The sequence below is a fragment of the Nocardia sp. JCM 38205 genome, assembly GCF_058222935.1.
The window spans coordinates 86,815-104,194 of the sequence record NZ_JBYHFL010000007.1 but is presented as its reverse complement, the minus strand read 5'-3'; the positions used below and the strand labels follow the sequence as shown (position 1 = coordinate 104,194).

Sequence of the window (17,380 nt, the reverse complement as noted above, 5' to 3'; positions counted from 1 at the left end):
CGCGAGCGCCCGTGGCTCAATCGCAGACCGCGCCGGACGAGGCCGAACCCACAAGCTTGGAATACTTCGCCAGCACCCCGCGGGTGTAGCGGGGCGGCAGCGGAGCCCACCCCGCGCGCCTGCCGGCGAGTTCCTCCTCGTCGACGAGCAGATCCAGGGTGCCCGCGGCGACATCCAGCCGGATCCGGTCGCCGTCGCGGACGAACGCGATCGGCCCGCCGTCGACGGCCTCCGGCGCCACATGTCCGACACAGAGTCCGGTGGTGCCACCGGAGAACCGGCCGTCGGTCAGCAGCAGCACGTCCTTGCCCAGCCCCGCGCCCTTGATCGCGGCGGTGATCGCCAGCATCTCCCGCATACCTGGGCCGCCCTTCGGCCCCTCGTACCGGATGACGACCACATCGCCCGCGGTGATGGTGCCGTCTTCGAGCGCGTCCATGGCCGCCCGCTCGCGGTCGAAGACCCTGGCGGTGCCGAGGAAGACATCGGAATCGAAACCCGCCGACTTGACCACGGCCCCACCGGGAGCCAGCGAACCGCGCAGGATGGTGATCCCACCGGTCGGATGGATCGGCTCGGCCAGCGCGCGCACCACCTTGCCGTCCGGGTCGGGCGGGGCAATGGCGGCCAAATTCTCGGCGACGGTGCGGCCGGTGACGGTCAGGCAGTCGCCGTGCAGCAGACCGGCATCGAGCAGGGCCTTCATCATCACCGGCACGCCTCCGATGCGGTCCACATCGGTCATCACATGCCTGCCGAACGGTTTGACGTCGGCCAGATGCGGCACCCGGCGGCCGACCCTGGCGAAATCGTCCAGGGTCAGATCGACGTTCGCCTCGTGCGCGATGGCCAGCAGATGCAGCACCGCGTTGGTCGAACCGCCGAAGGCCATCACGACCGCGATCGCGTTCTCGAAGGCTTCCTTGGTGAGGATGTCGGAGGTGGTGATGCCGCGCCGGATCAACTCGACCACGGCCTGGCCGCTGCGCCGGGCATAACCGTCGCGCCTGCGGTCGGTCGCGGGCGGTGCGGCGCTGCCAGGCAACGACATACCGAGCGCTTCGGCGGCGCTGGCCATCGTGTTCGCGGTGTACATGCCGCCGCACGCACCTTCGCCGGGACAGATCGCCCGCTCGATGGCGTCGACGTCTTCGCGGCTCATCAGCCCGCGCGAACACGCGCCGACGGCCTCGAACGCGTCGATGATCGTCACCTCGCGTTCGCTGCCGTCGGACAGCTTCGCGATGCCGGGCAGGATCGAGCCGGCGTAGAGGAAGACGCTGGCCAGGTTCAGCCGGGCCGCCGCCATCATCATGCCGGGCAGTGACTTGTCACAGCCGGCGAGCAGAACCGACCCGTCGAGTCGCTCGGCCTGCATGACCGTCTCGACGCTGTCGGCGATCACCTCCCGCGAGACCAGCGAGAAGTGCATGCCCTCGTGTCCCATCGAAATGCCGTCCGACACCGAGATGGTGCCGAACTGCATCGGAAAGCCGCCCGCGGCGAACACGCCGTCCTTGCAGCCCTGGGCCAGCCGGTCCAGGGAGAGGTTGCACGGGGTGATCTCGTTCCACGAGGAGGCCACGCCGATCTGCGGTTTGGCGAAATCGTCGTCGTCCATGCCGACCGCGCGCAGCATGCCGCGCGCGGCGGTTTTCTCCAGGCCGTCGGTGACGTCGCGGCTACGGGGTTTGATATCGGGTGTCTCGGTTCGGTCGGCCACGACCGCCATCATCCTCGCCCCGCCCCGATTACGGCAGTCACCCACGCCGATCGCCGGGCATGGCGCGAATTCAGTAGGCGCTTCCGGTCGGCGGGAGCACGATCACCGGCCACAGGTAGTAGCCGCCGTAATTGGGGTAGCTGTATCCGCCGTAGCCGCCGTACCCGCCATACCCCGGGTAGCCGTAGCCGCCGTAGCCGTAACCGCCGTATCCCCCGTAGCCGTAGCCGTAGTACACCGCGTCGGCCGACGCGTCCGGTGCCGAGTGCTCGGCGGATTCGATCGGTTCGAGGATGAGCGGCTCGGCGACGGCGGGCGCGACCATCACAGCGGCCGGCGCGAGGGCGATCGCGGCGACGGCGGCCGCGCGCGCGAGACCGCGCCGGGTACGGGCGAGGACGGTGGTTCGATTCATCGGAACTCCTGGTTCGGATCGCACCGCCGCGGTCTTCGGCGATGCCTGGTCGCGGTCCGCTGAGGGCGGGCGGCGCTTTGCTGATCGCCAATTAATGTACCGTTAAACAACGGCACGTTCAACAGGTTCCATGTTCCTGATCGCGGTCGGCACATCTGGGTGCTGCCCACCTCTGATGTGTGGCAGACTCGGCCCGATCACCCGAGCCGGCCGATAGGCGACCGGATACGGAAGGTGATGCGGGAGTTGGGATCGCGATGGATCTGAGCGCCGTCGAGCGCCGGGTGGCCACGGATCGACGTGCTGCCATGGACCGTTCGGCCGAATCCGAACTGCAATTGGCGAACTCGCTGTGCGAGCTGGCCACGGCACTGGCCGCCACCAAGAACGATCCCACCGCGCGCGACCGCTCCGCCGCCGCCCTCGAGCCCGCTCAGGAAGCGGTACTGATCCGGCTGCGCTGGCTCACCAACGGCCATGTCTCGGCTCAGTTCGCCGGCCAGGTCCAGGACGCACTGCGCATCCTGGAACAGGCCGCCCGCGCGATCGGCCATCGGGAACTGGCCACGGCCACCATCCGCGATGCCTGCAACGCCTACCGTCAGGTCGCCGCCACCCATCCGAATGCCGCGGGCGTGTGCGCCGACGGTTTGTCGAAATGCGGTGTGTGGCTGTCCCGTCTGGATCCCGGCGCCGCGGTAGCGGCCACCGAGGAGGCGGTGCGCATCCGGGCCCGGTTGTTCGCCGCCGACCCCGATCAGGCGAGCAAGTACCTCGCCAGTCTGAACACACTGCTGCGGACCCTGATGGTCGGCAGGCAACGCAAACAGGCCGTCGCCATGTACCGCGAGCGCTATGCCGCGCTCACCTCGCCCGCGATGACGGCGACCATGCGCGAGACCAAGATCGGCGAGATCGGCTTCACCAGTAAGACTCTCGGCGCACTGAAGAAGCTGGACTGCCCCACCCTGGAACGCGCCGGACGGTTGACCCAGCAGCAGATCCTGTACCAGAGTGCCGGCGATCTCTCCACCATCGAGGAGATCAACTGGAATCTGGCGCTGGTCGGCTTGAAGCCGCTGGCCGCGGGCGCGCTGCCGGATCCACCGTCCAAACCGGTGGATATCGCCACCTCGTTCGGTGCGCTGGCGGTGCGGTGCTCGTCGGCCGACGCGGTGGCGCAGATCCGCGCCGCCGTCATCGCCGCCTACGCGGCCGACGGCGCCGAGCAGGTCGCCATCTCCGCATTTCAGGGCGTGGACCGGACCCATTGGAGCACACCGGATCCCGAACTGAACACCGCGACCGCCCTCGGTGACGATCTGGTGCTGATCGAACGACTGTCGGGTAGCTGGGTGGCGGTGCAGAGCCTGAATTGGGAGATCGCACCCGTCGGCAGACATCCGCTCGCGCTGCGGCTGTCGCAGCGCTGGCCGGTGGTGAGCGTGACCACCGTTGAGCAGCTGTCCTACGAATTGTGCTGGTACGAGCAGGGAGTACCGACCCAGTACGCCGCGCTCGGCCGCCCCGCCGAACCGACGCCGCTGGATACGCCGCTGGCGCCGTTGAACTTCGGGGTGCTGGCCGATTACGGCGCCGATTACGCCTCGGAGACGCAGGTGCGGGCGGCGTTCGGCAATACGCCGATGTTCGCCAAGCTGACGCAACTGCCCGCCAGCGGCATTCGGCAGGCGGTGGAGTCGCGGCCGCTCACCGACTACGGCGAGCACGTGCTGTCGTTCCGGGGTGGGCGGTCGAGCTAGCCCGGTTCGGGTAGCGCCGCACGGCCGGGCCGACGGTCAGAACAAGGTCATCGGCTCGGCCGAGGCCGGCTCCGGCGGCGGCTCCAGTCGCGGCACCTGGGCGCGCACTTCGTCGTGGAAGCGGCGGGCCAGCTCCGGTGCGGCGGCATTGTCGGGGGTGTGCAGGAACACCGTGGGCGAGCGGCCTTCCCGTAGCCATTGCGCGACCGTCGCGACCCACGGCTGCCAGCCCGCCACGGTGGGCTCGGTCGCGTCGCGACCGTGATAGCGCACGATCGGGAACTCGGTCAGGGCCCGCATTCGGCGCGGCAGGCGCGGCTTCTTCCCCCAGGCCTCGCGTTCACCGTCGCTGGCCGCGGGAGCGGCGAACAGCGTTGTGGTGTCGAACGGTATCCACTCCGCGTCGACCCGTGCCAGCACGCGTTCCAACTGCCGCGCGGTGCCCTCGTCGGTGAAAAACGCGCTGTGGCGGACCTCCACCGCGACGCGATAGCCGCCGGGCAGTCCGCGCAGGAAACCGGCGAGCACGCCGAGGTCGGTGGGGCCGAAGGAGCCGGGCAGTTGGACCCACAGGGCATGCGTGCGCGGGCCGAGCGGTTCGATCGCGTCGAGGAAGGCGCGCAGTTCGGCGTCGGCGCCGTTGAGCCTGCGGTCGTGGGTGATGGTGCGCGGCAACTTGGCGACGAAACGGAAATCCGGCGCGGTCTGCGCGGCCCAGGTCCGCACGGTCTGCGGTGACGGGGTGGCGTAGAAGGTGGTGTTGCCCTCGACCGCGTTGCACCGGGCCGCGTACCACTCCAACCGCTGCCCGGCGGGCAGCTGCCGCTGCTGCCAGTGCGGATGCTGCCACATCGCACATCCCACATGAAGCCGCATGCCCCGACGCTAGCGCACCCGCCCGACAGGACTTAATCGGTACATGTAGTATCCCCTTCATGCGGATGGGCGAGGGCGTCGAATGGGGCATCCACTGCTGCCTCACCATTGCGTGGCTCGAGGATCAGGGACCGATCCCCACCACCCGGCTCGCGCAATGGTTCGACCTGCCGCAGCAGTACCTGAAGAAGCGGCTCCAGGATCTGGTGCGCGCACAGATCCTGACATCGATCCCCGGCGCGCGCGGCGGTTTCGAACTCGCGCGCCGCCCCGAGCGGATCACCCTGATGGATGTGGTGAGCGCGATCGAAGGGCCGGATGAGGCCTTCCGGTGCACCGAGATCCGCCGCGACGGCGCGGGCAGCACGGCACCCGCGTCGCGTTTCGCCCGCCCCTGCGGCGTTGCCACCGCCATGCGCAGGGCCGAACTGGCCTGGCGGCGCGAACTCGCCGCGACGACCATCGCCGATCTGATGGCACAGACGCCCGCGAGCACCGCCGAATGGACCCGGCGCACATATGCGCAGATGAACTAGCACGCAGCCGCCCAGTCGGCGGGTGCACACGTGAGGAGAATGGGGATGTCAGATATCCCGATAACGCACCGTGGAAGCACGGATGCTGTTCCCGGTAGCGCCCCGGGCAGACTCGGCTCGAACGGATCCGTCGCGAGTTGGCCGGGCGCGAGCCGGACCGGCGCGAGTGATGCCGGCGCGGGTGGGACCGGGGCGGGTGGTGCCGTCGCTAGCGGGACCGACGCGGGTGGCCCCGGCCCGCATGAGCTCGGCGACGAGCGCAGCATGAGCGGACGCGATACGAGCGAAACCGGCACGAGCGAACGCAGCTCGGGTGGGCTCGGGGCGGTGTGGATGCTCGGGCTCGGGACCTTCGCCGTCGGTACCGATGCGTTCGTGGTGGCCGGGTTTCTGCCGGATATGGCCGCATCCCTCGCGGTGTCCACGGCGACGGCGGGGCTGTCGATCACGGTGTTCGCGGTCGCGTACGCGCTGACCGCGCCGCTGCTGGCGACACTGACCGCGCGGATTCCGCGCAGGGCGCTACTGGTGGCGGCGCTGATCGTGCTCGCGGTGGCCAATCTCGGCTCGGCGATGGCGCCGGGGATCACGTTCCTACTGGGCGCCCGGGTGCTCGCGGCGCTCGGGGCCGCGGTCTACACCCCGAATGCGGGCGCGGTGAGTGCGGCGCTGGTGTCGCCGCGACTGCGGGCGCGGGCACTGGCCATCGTCGTCGGTGGGTTGACGGTCGCCACTGCCCTCGGTGTGCCGCTGGGCAATGTGGCGGTGCAGTGGCTCGATTGGCGGGCCGCGCTGGGGATCGTCGCGGCGCTGTGTGCGCTGGTGGCGCTCTGCCTGTTGCGGCTGCTCCCACCGCTGCCGGGGAATCCGCGGGTTCCGGTGCGGGCGCGGCTGGCGGTGCTGGCGAAACCGGCGGTCGCGGCGATCCTGCCATTGACGGTGATCGGAATGGCGGCCGGTTACGTGGCCTACGCGTACACCGTGCCCGCGCTGGCGAGCGTCGGTATCTCGGGCCATGCGCTGATGCTGTTCCTGTACGGCGCAGGTGCGGTGGCGGGCAATCTGGCTTCGGGCTACGCGACCGATCGCTGGGGCGCGACTCGGGTGCTGGCGATCGGGTACACGAGCATGGCCCTCGCCCTGGCGGCGCTGATGTGGGTCGCGATGTCCGATCTGCGTGTGCCCGCACTGGTCGGACTGCTGGTGCTGGTGTGGGGCGCGGGCACCTGGTGCCAGACGCCCGCCCAGCAACATCGCCTGATCGACGCGGCTCCCGCGGAAGCGCCGCTGGTGGTGTCGCTGAACGCCTCGGCGATCTATACCGGGATCGGTCTCGGCACCGTGCTCGGCGGCGCGGCGGTGACGGCGCAACGCGGCCTCATCTTCGGTCTCGGCGCGTCGATTGCCGTGTCGGCGTTGATTTTTCTGCTGGTCAGCGGTGCTCCTCGGAATCGCCGGTAAGAGCCGGTACGTGGTGAACGTGGACCGTCACGCACCAACCGAAACATCAGCGGCGTAAGCCGTGTGAGCGGGCCACGACCTTCTCGATCACCGTCCCGGGAAGCAGTCTGCGCAACAGGAAGACCAGCGGCGCTCGGCTCCCGGTGGCGTACAACGGCTTCGGTGTGCCCGCTTCGATGGCGCGCAAGATCAGGGCCGCGACCTGTTCGGGTGGAATGCCGGCACGTTCGTTGCGGTCGAGCCGGTCGATCATGGTGTGGAAATCGGCCAGGTAGGGCGAATCCTCGCCGATGTATTTGGTGCGGCGCTCGCCGATGCCGGTGCTGATCGAGCCGGGCTCGACCGTGCTGATCCACACCCCGAACGGCGAGGTCTCCAACCGGGCCGCGTCGGCGAAACCCTTGAGCGCCGCCTTGGCCGCCACATACGAGGACCGGTAGGCCAGCGGGAAACTCGCCAGCATCGAGCCGACCATGATGATGCGCCCGTAACCGCGCGCCCGCATACCGGGCAACACCAGCTGCGCCAGCCGGACCTGACCGAAGACATTGACCTGGAAGACCCGCTCGATCGCGTCCAGGGGCAGCTCTTCGATCGGCCCGGATTGGCTCTCCCCCGCATTGTTCACCAGCACGTCGACGGGGCCGAGGCCGGCGCCGAACGCCTCGATCGACGCGGGATCGGTCAGGTCGAGCGCGCGGTACTCCACGCCCGCGATCCGATCATGTTCGGCGATCGTGTCGGGGTTGCGGCTGGTGCCGATCACCCGATAGCCGCGCTCGGCCAGCAGTCGCGCGGTCGCGCGCCCGATACCCGACGACGCGCCGGTCACCACCGCGGTTTTCGTCATGCTCGCCCCGATCCTCGACCGCCGGTGGCACCGACGATCTCGCGCCTACGCATCGTTCGATACAGGAATGTATCGGATATGGCCGAGCCGCGAAAGCGCGGCCGTGATCGCCGCTCGACCGCGCACCCGGTGCCGTGGTCCGCGCGCTCGGCACGGTTGGATCGGAGCCACGGCGCGCCATGGGGCGTAACCGATCAGCCACATACGGGTAGGCCGGCGGCTCGTACCGCGGAATCGGCGTGAGCCATGGACGTCGTTCTTCCATCCCCATCTCCCCCTGCTCTCGGATCGCACCGGCGACCGACTGCCCCATCATGACGGCAACGGTGCGCCTCGGTATCGGCTTCGGACAGTTCCGGATTCGCCCGCACCGTCATGACGGCGAGTTCGGTGCGGCCGGGCGTTTCCCGCGATGGCACACATCGAATGCCTTCCCGCTCGGGCAAGGATCCGCAGGTAGTCGCGCGGAAACCGACTTGTCGGTGCGTGTTGCTAAGTTGTTCGGGCACATGACGGTCCACCGGTTGGGGGGAACAGCACAGCATGCTCGGGCACTCGCATGCCACCAGCGGGGCGCTGGCCTTCGCGGCCACGGCGACCATGGCGCCGGTCGCCGTCCTGGAATTGGTGCAGGGCCCGGTGCGGGTGAGCGCGATGGAGCTGGTGCTCGGCACCATCATCACCGCGGGCGCGGCGCTGCTGCCCGATATCGACCATCCGAAGGGCACCATCTCGCATTCGCTCGGTCCGGTGAGTCACCTGGTGTCCCAAGGGGTTTCCGCGGTGTCCGGCGGGCATCGGCATGGCACGCACAGTCTGCTGTTCGTGCTACTGGCGGGCTGGGCCACCTGGGCAGGGCAGCATGTGTGGGGCAAGTACTTCACCTTCGGGCTGATCTTCTTCATGCTGGCGCTCGGCGCGCGCGCCCTGCATCTGTGCCCGTCCGGTGATTCGCTGAAGGCCTATGGCCCGTGCGTTCTCCTGGCCGGCGGCGGCACGCTGCTCATGGCGCGCTGGCTGCCCGACGTGCCGCCCTGGTTACCGTTCGCCATCGGGCTCGGTGTGCTGATCCACATCATCGGCGACTGCCTCACCGATAAGGGCTGTCCGCTGTTGTGGCCGGTGGGCACGCGCATCGGCGTCCCGCTGATCTCGCGCACCGGCAACAAGATCGAGACCTGGCTGCTGACGCCGGCGATGACGCTGGCCACCGTCGCCCTGCTCTACCTGCACACCGTGCCGTAACCGCGCGCGACGACTACTGTGCCCGCGATCGTGACGGCTTGTTCCGGTACATCGCGGTATCGGCCGCGTGCATGGTTTCGTCCACGGCCGCGGGCGGTTCCTCGAGGTACACGGTGCCGATGCTGGCGCCGATAGTGATGGGCCGGTGCCCGATCATCATCGGGCGCGTCAGCGCGGCGAGCAGGTCCGTACGCAACGCGGTGAGCTGGTCTTCGCCGGTGCACTGTTCGACCATGACTATGAATTCGTCGCCGCCGATGCGCGCCGCGAGCCCACCGACCGCGGCCACCCCCTCCTGGAGACGTTCGCCGACCACGCGCAGCACCTTGTCGCCGATGGTGTGCCCCCACTCATCGTTGACTTCCTTGAACCCGTCCAGATCCAGATAGCAGACGCCGACGGGTGGGGTGGCGCAGGCGAGCCGGTCGAAGAACAGACCGCGATTGGGCAGTCCGGTGAGACCGTCGTGGTTGGCGTCGTACCAGAGCTGGTCGGCCAGCATTTTACGATCGGTGACGTCGACCGCGACGCCGATCAGGAACCGCACCCGGCCGGTATGGTCGCGCACCGCGGACATCGACAGATCGAGGCACGCGATGGTGCCATCGCTGCGCAGGTGATCGGTTTCCAGCCGGAACCGGTCGATGGTGCCCTCGAGCAGTTGTTTCATCTGGGCGTAGGCCTGCCCGATATTCGCCTCGCCCACCAGCTCGGCCACCGGACGCCCCGGCATGGATTCCGCCGACAGGCCGAGCATCTCGGCCAGTGCCGCGTTCACATCGAGGACTCGCCCATTGACGTCGACGGTGCCGATGCCGACCGACGCACCGGCGAACACCGCGGCGAAGCGGGCCTCCGACAACTCGCGCCGGGATTCGGCCGTGCGCGCCGCCCCGAGCGCCGCGGCCAGCGTGGCTTCCTGCTCGGTCAGCGCCACCGAGCGCAAGGCGGCGGTGAATCCGGTGGCGAATTCGGCCGCGACCAGCACGGCACGTTCACGCACCGCTTCCGCAGCGCCATCGGCTCGGCCGACGTGCTCGGCCATCGCACCGAAGATCACCGGGATGGTTCGCCCCACCACCTGCGGGTCGCGATAGTTCGCGGCGACGAGGGCCGCTGCCGTCTCCCGCACCGCGTGCGGTTCGGTCTGCGCCCGCAGCGCCGCGACGAGTTGCCCGGCCAGCTCGGCCAGCAATTCCTCGATCCGGTCGCGGGTGAGCGCCGGCGCCACCGCACCGTCGAGCGCATCGGCCCACACCACCGCGAGCTCACCGGCACCCACGCTCACACCCCCTGCCACATCCCCTGCCGCCCTGGTTCAGGCCTTGCGCGCGAGCCCCGCCAAGCCGAGCGAGCGGCCGGGTGCTTCGTGCTGATCGCGCTCGGATTCGGGCCGCCAGGCAGGCAGCTCCACCACACCCGGCTCGACCAGGTCCCATCCTTCGAACATAGCCTCGATGGCGTCGCGGGAGCGGAAGTGGATGCCCACCCGGTTGTCGTTGGCGGCCGAGGCGCCGAGCTGGGCGGCGTCGTCGGGGCGCAGCGCCGAGGTCAGATGCGAGATCGCGACGTAGCTGCCGGCCGGGACGGCGGCGCGGAGTTCGGCGACCTTGCCCGCCGGGTCGTCGGCATCGGCGACCAGGTGCAACACCGCCACCAGCAGGACCGCAACCGGGCGGTCGACATCGATGAGCCCGGTGTCGTGGACCGCCGCCAGCAGATCGGCGGGCTTGCGCAGATCACCTTCGATGGCCGCCGCCTGCTCGGCATCGCCGAGGATGGCCCGGGAGTGAGCCACGGCGACCGGGTCGATATCGACGTAGAGCACCCGGCTGCTCGGGTCGAGCTCCGTGGCGATCTCGTGCACATTGCCGGCCGTCGGGATGCCGGAGCCGATATCGAGGAATTGCGTGACTCCGGCCTGCACCAGATAGCGCACGGCCCGGCGCAGGAAGGCCCGGTTGCTCAAGGCCAACCGTGGTAGGTCGGGCACCAGCTTGGTGCCCATCTCCGCCGCGCGCCGGTCGACCTCGAAGTTGTGCGAGCCGCCGAGTAGGGCGTCGTACATCCGTGCCGGGCTCGCCTGCTGCATATCCACGCCCTCGGGCGCCCACGCCGGCCTGTCCATCGATACCCCTCTGCCTCGACGATCGCGGCTCGCCCCGCGCCGAGCGCGGCACGACCTGTGTGCCCGTTCACCCGAACGAACCAAGCGCATGATAGCCCGCCCCACCGACAACCCTCCGCGGACCGGGCCGCGAGGCCGAGGTCGTTTCGGATTCAATCATTGTGCGCTGGTTGACTTTTCATGCCGGCGGGCGTGTCGCGGCAGCGCCCGGGTCAGCGGGCCGGGACGTCGACCGGGGTCCGCACCGCCGAACGCGGCGTCGGCGCGAGCGTCTTGCCGAGGTCGGTGCGCATCGTGGTGGCGGAGTCGAGCAGATAGTTCTGCCGCACCTTCCACGGATGCCGATCGCCCTGGCGCGGGAACTCGCCGATGGAGCGCTGGATGTAGCCCGAGGCCAGATCCAGCAGCGGACGCTCGTCGAGCCGGCCATCCGGGCGCGGCACCACGGCCGCGTAACCATTGCGGTCCATGTAATTGATGACCTTGCAGATCAGCCGCGAGGTCAGGTCGGCGCGCAGGGTCCAGGAGGCGTTGGTGTAGCCGATGCAGACGGCGAAATTCGGTACGCCGGTGAGCATCGCGCCCTGCCATACGAACTGCTGCGACAGTTGCACCCGGCGTCCGTCCACCACGGGTGTGATGCCGCCGAAGGCCAGCAGTTGCAGGCCGGTCGCGGTGATCACCACGTCCGCGGGCAGTACGCGCCCGGACGTCAGCCGGATCCCCTCCGGGACGAAGGTGTCGATCCGGTCGGTGACGACCTCGGCCTTACCCTTGCGGATGGCCTTGAAGAAATCGGCGTCCGGCGCCGCACACAGCCGCTGATCCCACGGGTCGTAGCTCGGCGTGAAGTGTTCGGCGACGGCCTGCTCGTCCTTCAGAATCCGAGCGGTCAGGCCGGTGAGCAGCTTGCGCGCGGCCTCCGGACGCCGACGGCAGTACTGATAGAAACCGACGTTGAACAGGATGTTCTTGGTCCGGATGAGCCGATGCGCGAGATTCGGCGGCAGCGTGGCCCTGATCCGGTCGGCCACCTTGTCGCGGCCGGGCACCGGGCTGATCCAGGTGGGTGAGCGTTGCAGCATGGTGACCAGTTCGGCCTGCTCGGCCATCGACGGCACCAGCGTGACGGCGGTGGCGCCGCTGCCGATGACGACCACCCGCTTGCCCGTGTAATCCAGTTCCTCCGGCCAGAACTGCGGATGCACCACGGTGCCGGCGAAACTCTCGATGCCGGGCAATTCCGGCGCGTGGGGCTGGTCGTAGTTGTAGTAGCCGGCGCAGGCGTAGAGGAATTCGCAGGTCAGCTCGCGCTGTTCGACCGCGCCGTGCTCGTCGCGCTGTTCCAGGGTGAGGGTCCAGCGCGCGATATCGCTGGACCATTCGGCGCCGACGACCTTGGTCCGGTAGCGGATATTGCGGTCGATGCCGTTCTCGGCGGCGGTCTCGGTGATGTAGCGCAGGATCGAGGGCCCGTCGGCGATGGACTTGGCATCGCGCCATGGCTTGAACGGATAGCCGAGCGTGAACATGTCCGAGTCGGAGCGGATACCCGGGTAACGGAACAGGTCCCAGGTGCCGCCCATGGCGTCGCGGGACTCGAGCACGGCGTAGGACTTGCCGGGGCATTCGGTCTGCAACCGGTAGGCGGCGCCGATGCCGGACAGGCCGGCGCCGACGATCACCACATCCAGGTGTTCCGGAGCAACAACGGTCTCGGTCATGGACTCCAGTGTGCGGGGCTCGGGTCCGCTCCACTTGACTTCACGCGACAAGTATTTGATTCTGGGCGACATGTCGGTGATTCGTTCCGCCGGTCTGCGCGGCTTCCGGGCCACGGTCGCCGAGCTCGGCGGCGACGCCGAGGAGCTGGCCACCGCGTGCGGGCTGCCGGTCGCCGCCCTGGACACCGACGACCTACTGGTCTCCGATCAGGCGGTGGCGGCGGTGCTGGAACTGGCCGCGCACCGGCTGGACTGCCCCGACCTGGGCTTGCGCATGTCGGCGCGCCAGGATCTGGCCATGCTCGGTCCGCTGGCGCTGGCCATCCGCAGTTCGCCCACCCTGGCCGACGTCCTCGAATGCGGTTCCCGGTACCTGTTCGTGCACGCACGCTCGCTGAGCCTGTCGCTCGACCCCGACCCGTACGGCGAACGCGGCGTGATGGCGTTGCGCTATGGCGTGCGAGCCGCCACGGCGACACCGGTTCAGGGCACCGATCTCGGTCTCGCCTTCATGCACCGCACGATCCAGCGGTTGACCGGCGATCGCTACGGCCTGCGCTCGGTGGAATTGCCGTATCGGCCACCCGCACCGCTGTCGGTGTACGAGGCCTTCTTCGGCGCGCCGGTGCGGGCCGGGCGCCGCGATGCGCTGCTGCGCGTGCCGAGCAGCCTTGCCGCACGCCAGCTCAGCGGTGGTGACGAGAACCTGCACCGGCTGGCCATGGAGTTCCTGGCCCAGCAGAACGCCGCCACCGGCAGCTCGGTGGTGCCGACGGTGCGCGCCGCCGTCAAACAGCTGCTCGGCACCACACCACCGGAAATCGCCGTGGTGGCCGGGCTGCTGACGATGCATCCGCGCACTCTGCAACGCAGGCTCAGTGCCGAGGGCACCACCTTCGCCGCCGTGCTCGACGATGTGCGCCGCAGCGAAACCCGCCGCTACCTCACCACCACCGATATCTCCATGAGTCAGATCGCCTCCCTCGTCGGCCTCACCGAACAGGCCACGCTCACCCGCTGCTGCCGCCGCTGGTGGGGCAGGCCGCCGACGGCGATCCGCAACGATCCCGGCCTGGCCCGTGAACAGGGCGCCCCGGCGCCGGCCGCCCGGGCATAGGCTGCGGCTATGGACCCATCGAGCGAGATCGACGGCGCGGCGCAGCACCGCGGTGAACCGCACACCGCGACCTTGGCGACGCGGTTGAACTGGTTGCGCGCCGGCGTGCTCGGCGCGAACGACGGCATCGTCTCGACGGCCGGGCTCGTGGTCGGTGTTGCCGCCGCGAACACCGCCACCAGCACCATTTTCACCGCTGGCATCGCCGGATTGAGTGCGGGAGCGATTTCGATGGCGGTCGGCGAGTACGTCTCGGTGAGCACCCAACGCGATTCCGAGAAGGCGCTACTGGCCAAGGAGCGCCGGGAGTTGCGCGAGGAACCGGAATCCGAGCTCGCCGAGTTGACCGCGATCTACCGGGCCAAGGGATTGTCACCGGAGACCGCCCGCCGAGTCGCCGAGGAACTCACCGCACACGATGCCTTCACCGCGCACGCCGAAGCCGAATTGGGTTTGAACCCCGAAGAACTCACCAACCCGTGGCATGCGGCGTTCTCCTCGGCCGTCGCCTTCACCGTCGGCGCGCTACTGCCACTGCTGGCAATACTGTTGCCGCCCACGCATCTTCGCATCCCGGTGACGTTCGCGGCGGTGCTCGTCGCGCTCGCCCTCACCGGGTCGATCAGCGCCCGGCTCGGTGGCAGCCACCGCGGCCGGGCGGTGCTGCGGGTGGTGCTCGGTGGGGCCTTGGCCATGGCGATCACCTACGGAGTCGGCCAGCTCGCGGACGTCTCCGGCATCTGAGGGGTCGATTTCGGCGCAGTGCCCGGGCATGCCGGGGCGGTTGGTGCTGTACTTGGCGGGTGAGTTCAGTGTTCGCCGTATTGCCCGCCGCCGGAACGGATTCGCCGGAACAGGCTTTCGGGCAGTACCGGGCGATCCTGGACCGGCCGGAATCCACCGCACCGTTGCCGGTGGTCGGCATCGTGGCCGCGCAGCTGCGGCGTCGGCCGGCGCCACTGACGATCGTGCAACCGCCCGACGGGCGTGGGCTGCTGCTGCGTGCCGGATCCGGCGATCTGCTCACCGATCTGTGCGCCGCGCTGCGCCTGACCGCCACCCGTGACCTGGCCGTCTTCGAGGTCGATGCCCGGCGCCTGCACCATCCGCGCGCGGCGGCGCGGGTGCCCGTCAAAGCCGGACCGCATGCGTTCCCGACTGTGACAGAACCGCTGGTGGACCTGCTGATCCCGGAGCGCCGCAGCCTGGACGATCCAGCGCTGACGCTGGCCCACAACCACGATGTCCAGCTCCGTATCAGACAGTTGCCCGACGGCATCCTCGAACTGACCCACCGCACCGGCGGTCTGCACTTCCGCCTGCTCACCGACGACGCGCCGCTCGCGCGCAAGGTCACCTGGTCGTGGGCCCGCCGGGACGGCTGGTGGCAGGAAGCCATCTCCTGGCAGCCCTGCGAGCCATCGAACGACCAGATGCCCGTCACCGACGATGCCGCCGCCCTGCTGGCCGAGCTCGACGTGCTGCGCGCCGAGGTCGACGACCTGGAGGCACTCGATGCCGGCGCGGCCATGCATCAGTTGGATGAATTGACCCGGTCCGTCCTCGATATCGAGATCCCGACGTTCGACGACTGACGGTCGGATCGTCGACTCGATCGACGCCGCAGGTCTTGCCGGACCGCTATTCGGGTCTGGGCCGAATGCCGTCGCCCGGCTCATTCCCGCACATGCCGGAAAGTCTCGCGAAAAGGTAGCGGTCAACACGTGCGCTTGCTACTGTCTCAGACAATTCGCTTCGCCACCGTAGGAATGGTGGCGGGGCACGGGGGTCGAGGCGCTCTACCTAGCCAAAGGCGGCTGCATGATCAGTACCGGGGAACTTGCCGATCCGACGGACCGGGAACGAGTAATCAGGTTCGGGCTCGATTACTGGCGCGACCATCCGCAGCGTTCGGTGGAGACGGCCGGGCGACAGGTCACCATGACCGGCCGGGCCTTCGCCGAACTGTTCACTTCGCTTGCGCGACGGCGCTTTCCAGGGCGGGAATTCGTACAGCAGGCCGCCTTCATGGCCAACGTGTCGGCGGCGCCGACGCTGCTCATCGCGATTCCCATCGCGGTGGTGGTGTCGATTCAGGTCGGCTCGCTGGTCAGCCAGGTCGGCGCGACCACCTTCATCGGGGCGGTCAATGGTCTCGGCATCATTCGGCAGGGGGCGCCGCTGGTGGCGTCGCTGATGATCGCGGGTGCGGTCGGCTCGGCGATGTGCGCGGATCTGGGTTCACGCACCATTCGCGAGGAAATCGATGCGATGCGGGTGATGGGGGTCGACCCGGTTCGCCGGTTGGTGGCGCCGCGGCTGCTGGCGGCGGTGCTGATCAGCATGCTGCTGTGCGGGTTCGTCGTCTTCGTCGGCTTCGCCACCGGCTACGCGTTCAACGTCTACATCCAGTCCGGGACGCCCGGTTCCTACGTCAGCACCTTCGCCTCGTTCGCGGTGGCCGCCGACCTCGTCGTCGCGATCGTGAAGGCGGCGATCTTCGGGGCGCTCACCGCCGTCATCGCCTGCGATACCGGGCTCAATGCCAAGGGCGGTCCGGCCGGGGTGGCGAACGCGGTCAACTCCGCGGTGGTCACCTCGGCGATCGTGCTGTTCGCCACCAATATCGTCATCACCCAGATCTACAACACGCTGTTCCCGGCGAAGGTGCTCTGAGATGAGCTCCTACACACCGCCGTTGCTGCGCCCCGCCCGGGCACTCGCTGTCGCTGTCGCCGGACCGGCACGGGCCAGTGTCCGGCTCGGGCATATCGGTCTGGTCCTGGTGCAGTCGATGGCCGCCATGCCGTTCGTGCTGCGCCACTACCGCAAGGAACTTCTGCGCCTGATCACCGATGTGACCTGGGGAAACGGATCGCTCGTCGTCGGCGGCGGCACGGCGGGCGTTGTGCTGATCCTGTGCGGCTTCGGCGGCATCACCGTCGGCATGGAATCGCACACCGCACTCGAGCTGCTCACCATGGCCCCGTTGACCGGCGCGGTCTCCGGGTTCGCCACCACACGGGAGCTGGCTCCGCTGCTGGCGACGTTGGCCTTCGCCGCGCAGGCCGGCTGCCGGTTCACCGCGCAGCTCGGCTCGATGCGGATCTCGGAGGAGGTCGACGCCCTGGAATCCATCGCGATCCGGCCGCTGCCGTATCTGATCAGCACCCGGATGCTGGCGGCGATGGTGGCGATCGTGCCGCTCTACAGCATCGGCTTGGCGATCGCCTACCTCACCACCGAACTGTCGATCCTGTTCCTCGGCGGCACCACCCTCGGCACCTTCGACCACTACTTCCATCAGTTCCTCAACCCGGTGGACATCGCGTACTCGGTGCTCAAGGTCGTGGTCTTCGTGCTGCTGGCGACGTTCATCCAGTGCTACTACGGGTTCGTCGCCTCGGGTGGACCAGAGGGCGTCGGCGTGGCGGCCGGTAAGGCGATCAAGGCCACCATCATCGTGGTCGTCTTCGCGAATCTGCTGCTCACACTGGCGATCTGGGGTATCGACCCGGGTCTGCGGATCTCCGGATAGGGGC

At 69.0% G+C, this 17,380-nt stretch carries 16 protein-coding genes; 9 read left to right on the top strand and 7 right to left on the bottom strand.

The features are described 5' to 3' along the window. Positions 1-16: 16 nt before the first annotated feature. Both ilvD and AC4HOU_RS24365 read right to left on the bottom strand, forming a co-directional pair. Positions 17-1,732 carry a dihydroxy-acid dehydratase gene (ilvD, locus tag AC4HOU_RS24370; protein WP_195021451.1) on the bottom strand — a complete coding sequence of 572 codons (1,716 nt, stop codon included), beginning with the start codon at positions 1,730-1,732 and terminating at the stop codon, positions 17-19. Positions 1,733-1,793: 61 nt separating this feature from the next. After that, positions 1,794-2,138, bottom strand: coding sequence for a hypothetical protein (locus AC4HOU_RS24365; protein WP_490725339.1), 345 nt, complete (start codon positions 2,136-2,138; stop codon positions 1,794-1,796). A gap of 257 nt (positions 2,139-2,395) precedes the next feature. Between AC4HOU_RS24365 and AC4HOU_RS24360 the strand changes: the two genes are divergently transcribed. Then, positions 2,396-3,901 carry a hypothetical protein gene (locus AC4HOU_RS24360; RefSeq protein WP_490725338.1) on the top strand — a complete coding sequence of 502 codons (1,506 nt, stop codon included), beginning with the start codon at positions 2,396-2,398 and terminating at the stop codon, positions 3,899-3,901. A 36-nt stretch (positions 3,902-3,937) separates the two neighbouring features. Here AC4HOU_RS24360 and AC4HOU_RS24355 read toward each other — a convergent pair whose 3' ends face one another. Continuing rightward, positions 3,938-4,777, bottom strand: coding sequence for a DUF72 domain-containing protein (locus AC4HOU_RS24355; RefSeq protein WP_490725337.1), 840 nt, complete (start codon positions 4,775-4,777; stop codon positions 3,938-3,940). Positions 4,778-4,836: 59 nt separating this feature from the next. Between AC4HOU_RS24355 and AC4HOU_RS24350 the strand changes: the two genes are divergently transcribed. Together AC4HOU_RS24350 and AC4HOU_RS24345 are read left to right on the top strand one after the other, a co-directional pair. Beyond that, positions 4,837-5,313: an RrF2 family transcriptional regulator gene (locus AC4HOU_RS24350; RefSeq protein WP_163815866.1), complete on the top strand. Its 477-nt coding sequence runs from the start codon at positions 4,837-4,839 to the stop codon at positions 5,311-5,313. Between the two features lie 264 nt (positions 5,314-5,577). After that, positions 5,578-6,774: an MFS transporter gene (locus tag AC4HOU_RS24345; RefSeq protein ID WP_490725336.1), complete on the top strand. Its 1,197-nt coding sequence runs from the start codon at positions 5,578-5,580 to the stop codon at positions 6,772-6,774. 46 nt (positions 6,775-6,820) lie between these two features. On the opposite strand, the gene AC4HOU_RS24340 is transcribed toward AC4HOU_RS24345, so the two are convergent. Continuing rightward, positions 6,821-7,624, bottom strand: coding sequence for an SDR family oxidoreductase (locus AC4HOU_RS24340; protein WP_163815868.1), 804 nt, complete (start codon positions 7,622-7,624; stop codon positions 6,821-6,823). 543 nt (positions 7,625-8,167) lie between these two features. Here AC4HOU_RS24340 and AC4HOU_RS24335 point away from each other — a divergent pair. After that, positions 8,168-8,869 (top strand): metal-dependent hydrolase, encoded by a 702-nt coding sequence (locus AC4HOU_RS24335; protein ID WP_490725335.1) that lies wholly within the window; start codon positions 8,168-8,170, stop codon positions 8,867-8,869. Between the two features lie 13 nt (positions 8,870-8,882). On the opposite strand, the gene AC4HOU_RS24330 is transcribed toward AC4HOU_RS24335, so the two are convergent. From AC4HOU_RS24330 to AC4HOU_RS24320, 3 genes are all read right to left on the bottom strand, one after another. Next, positions 8,883-10,151: a diguanylate cyclase domain-containing protein gene (locus tag AC4HOU_RS24330; RefSeq protein ID WP_195021453.1), complete on the bottom strand. Its 1,269-nt coding sequence runs from the start codon at positions 10,149-10,151 to the stop codon at positions 8,883-8,885. Positions 10,152-10,187: 36 nt separating this feature from the next. Then, positions 10,188-10,997, bottom strand: coding sequence for an SAM-dependent methyltransferase (locus AC4HOU_RS24325; RefSeq protein WP_163815874.1), 810 nt, complete (start codon positions 10,995-10,997; stop codon positions 10,188-10,190). Positions 10,998-11,209: 212 nt separating this feature from the next. Continuing rightward, entirely contained in the window at positions 11,210-12,721 is a 1,512-nt protein-coding gene (locus AC4HOU_RS24320; RefSeq protein WP_195021455.1) for a flavin-containing monooxygenase, read from the bottom strand. Positions 12,722-12,791: 70 nt separating this feature from the next. Here AC4HOU_RS24320 and AC4HOU_RS24315 point away from each other — a divergent pair, with 70 nt between their 5' ends. The 5 genes from AC4HOU_RS24315 to AC4HOU_RS24295 all read left to right on the top strand — a co-directional run bounded on the left by AC4HOU_RS24315 (position 12,792) and on the right by AC4HOU_RS24295 (position 17,376). Beyond that, positions 12,792-13,838, top strand: coding sequence for an AraC family transcriptional regulator (locus AC4HOU_RS24315; protein ID WP_195021456.1), 1,047 nt, complete (start codon positions 12,792-12,794; stop codon positions 13,836-13,838). 9 nt (positions 13,839-13,847) lie between these two features. Beyond that, positions 13,848-14,582, top strand: a complete 735-nt coding sequence (locus tag AC4HOU_RS24310; RefSeq protein WP_163815881.1) for a VIT1/CCC1 transporter family protein — start codon at positions 13,848-13,850, stop codon at positions 14,580-14,582. A gap of 59 nt (positions 14,583-14,641) precedes the next feature. Continuing rightward, positions 14,642-15,433: a hypothetical protein gene (locus tag AC4HOU_RS24305; protein ID WP_195021457.1), complete on the top strand. Its 792-nt coding sequence runs from the start codon at positions 14,642-14,644 to the stop codon at positions 15,431-15,433. A gap of 226 nt (positions 15,434-15,659) precedes the next feature. Then, the gene (locus AC4HOU_RS24300; protein WP_194989547.1) at positions 15,660-16,514 is read left to right on the top strand and encodes an MlaE family ABC transporter permease; all 855 of its coding nucleotides are present in this window, start codon (positions 15,660-15,662) and stop codon (positions 16,512-16,514) included. Position 16,515: 1 nt separating this feature from the next. Further along, positions 16,516-17,376: an ABC transporter permease gene (locus AC4HOU_RS24295; RefSeq protein ID WP_163815887.1), complete on the top strand. Its 861-nt coding sequence runs from the start codon at positions 16,516-16,518 to the stop codon at positions 17,374-17,376. Positions 17,377-17,380: the final 4 nt, after the last annotated feature.

Bases quoted from the DNA above. Each gene is read 5' to 3' on its own strand.
- AC4HOU_RS24350 (WP_163815866.1), top strand. From the start codon at position 4,837: ATGCGGATGGGCGAGGGCGTCGAATGGGGCATCCACTGCTGCCTCACC.
- AC4HOU_RS24345 (WP_490725336.1), top strand. From the start codon at position 5,578: ATGAGCGGACGCGATACGAGCGAAACCGGCACGAGCGAACGCAGCTCG.
- AC4HOU_RS24365 (WP_490725339.1), bottom strand. From the start codon at position 2,138: ATGAATCGAACCACCGTCCTCGCCCGTACCCGGCGCGGTCTCGCGCGC.
- ilvD (WP_195021451.1), bottom strand. From the start codon at position 1,732: ATGGCGGTCGTGGCCGACCGAACCGAGACACCCGATATCAAACCCCGT.
- AC4HOU_RS24295 (WP_163815887.1), top strand. From the start codon at position 16,516: ATGAGCTCCTACACACCGCCGTTGCTGCGCCCCGCCCGGGCACTCGCT.
- AC4HOU_RS24300 (WP_194989547.1), top strand. From the start codon at position 15,660: ATGATCAGTACCGGGGAACTTGCCGATCCGACGGACCGGGAACGAGTA.
- AC4HOU_RS24325 (WP_163815874.1), bottom strand. From the start codon at position 10,997: ATGGACAGGCCGGCGTGGGCGCCCGAGGGCGTGGATATGCAGCAGGCG.
- AC4HOU_RS24315 (WP_195021456.1), top strand. From the start codon at position 12,792: ATGTCGGTGATTCGTTCCGCCGGTCTGCGCGGCTTCCGGGCCACGGTC.
- AC4HOU_RS24340 (WP_163815868.1), bottom strand. From the start codon at position 7,624: ATGACGAAAACCGCGGTGGTGACCGGCGCGTCGTCGGGTATCGGGCGC.
- AC4HOU_RS24310 (WP_163815881.1), top strand. From the start codon at position 13,848: ATGGACCCATCGAGCGAGATCGACGGCGCGGCGCAGCACCGCGGTGAA.
- AC4HOU_RS24320 (WP_195021455.1), bottom strand. From the start codon at position 12,721: ATGACCGAGACCGTTGTTGCTCCGGAACACCTGGATGTGGTGATCGTC.
- AC4HOU_RS24360 (WP_490725338.1), top strand. From the start codon at position 2,396: ATGGATCTGAGCGCCGTCGAGCGCCGGGTGGCCACGGATCGACGTGCT.
- AC4HOU_RS24355 (WP_490725337.1), bottom strand. From the start codon at position 4,777: ATGCGGCTTCATGTGGGATGTGCGATGTGGCAGCATCCGCACTGGCAG.
- AC4HOU_RS24335 (WP_490725335.1), top strand. From the start codon at position 8,168: ATGCTCGGGCACTCGCATGCCACCAGCGGGGCGCTGGCCTTCGCGGCC.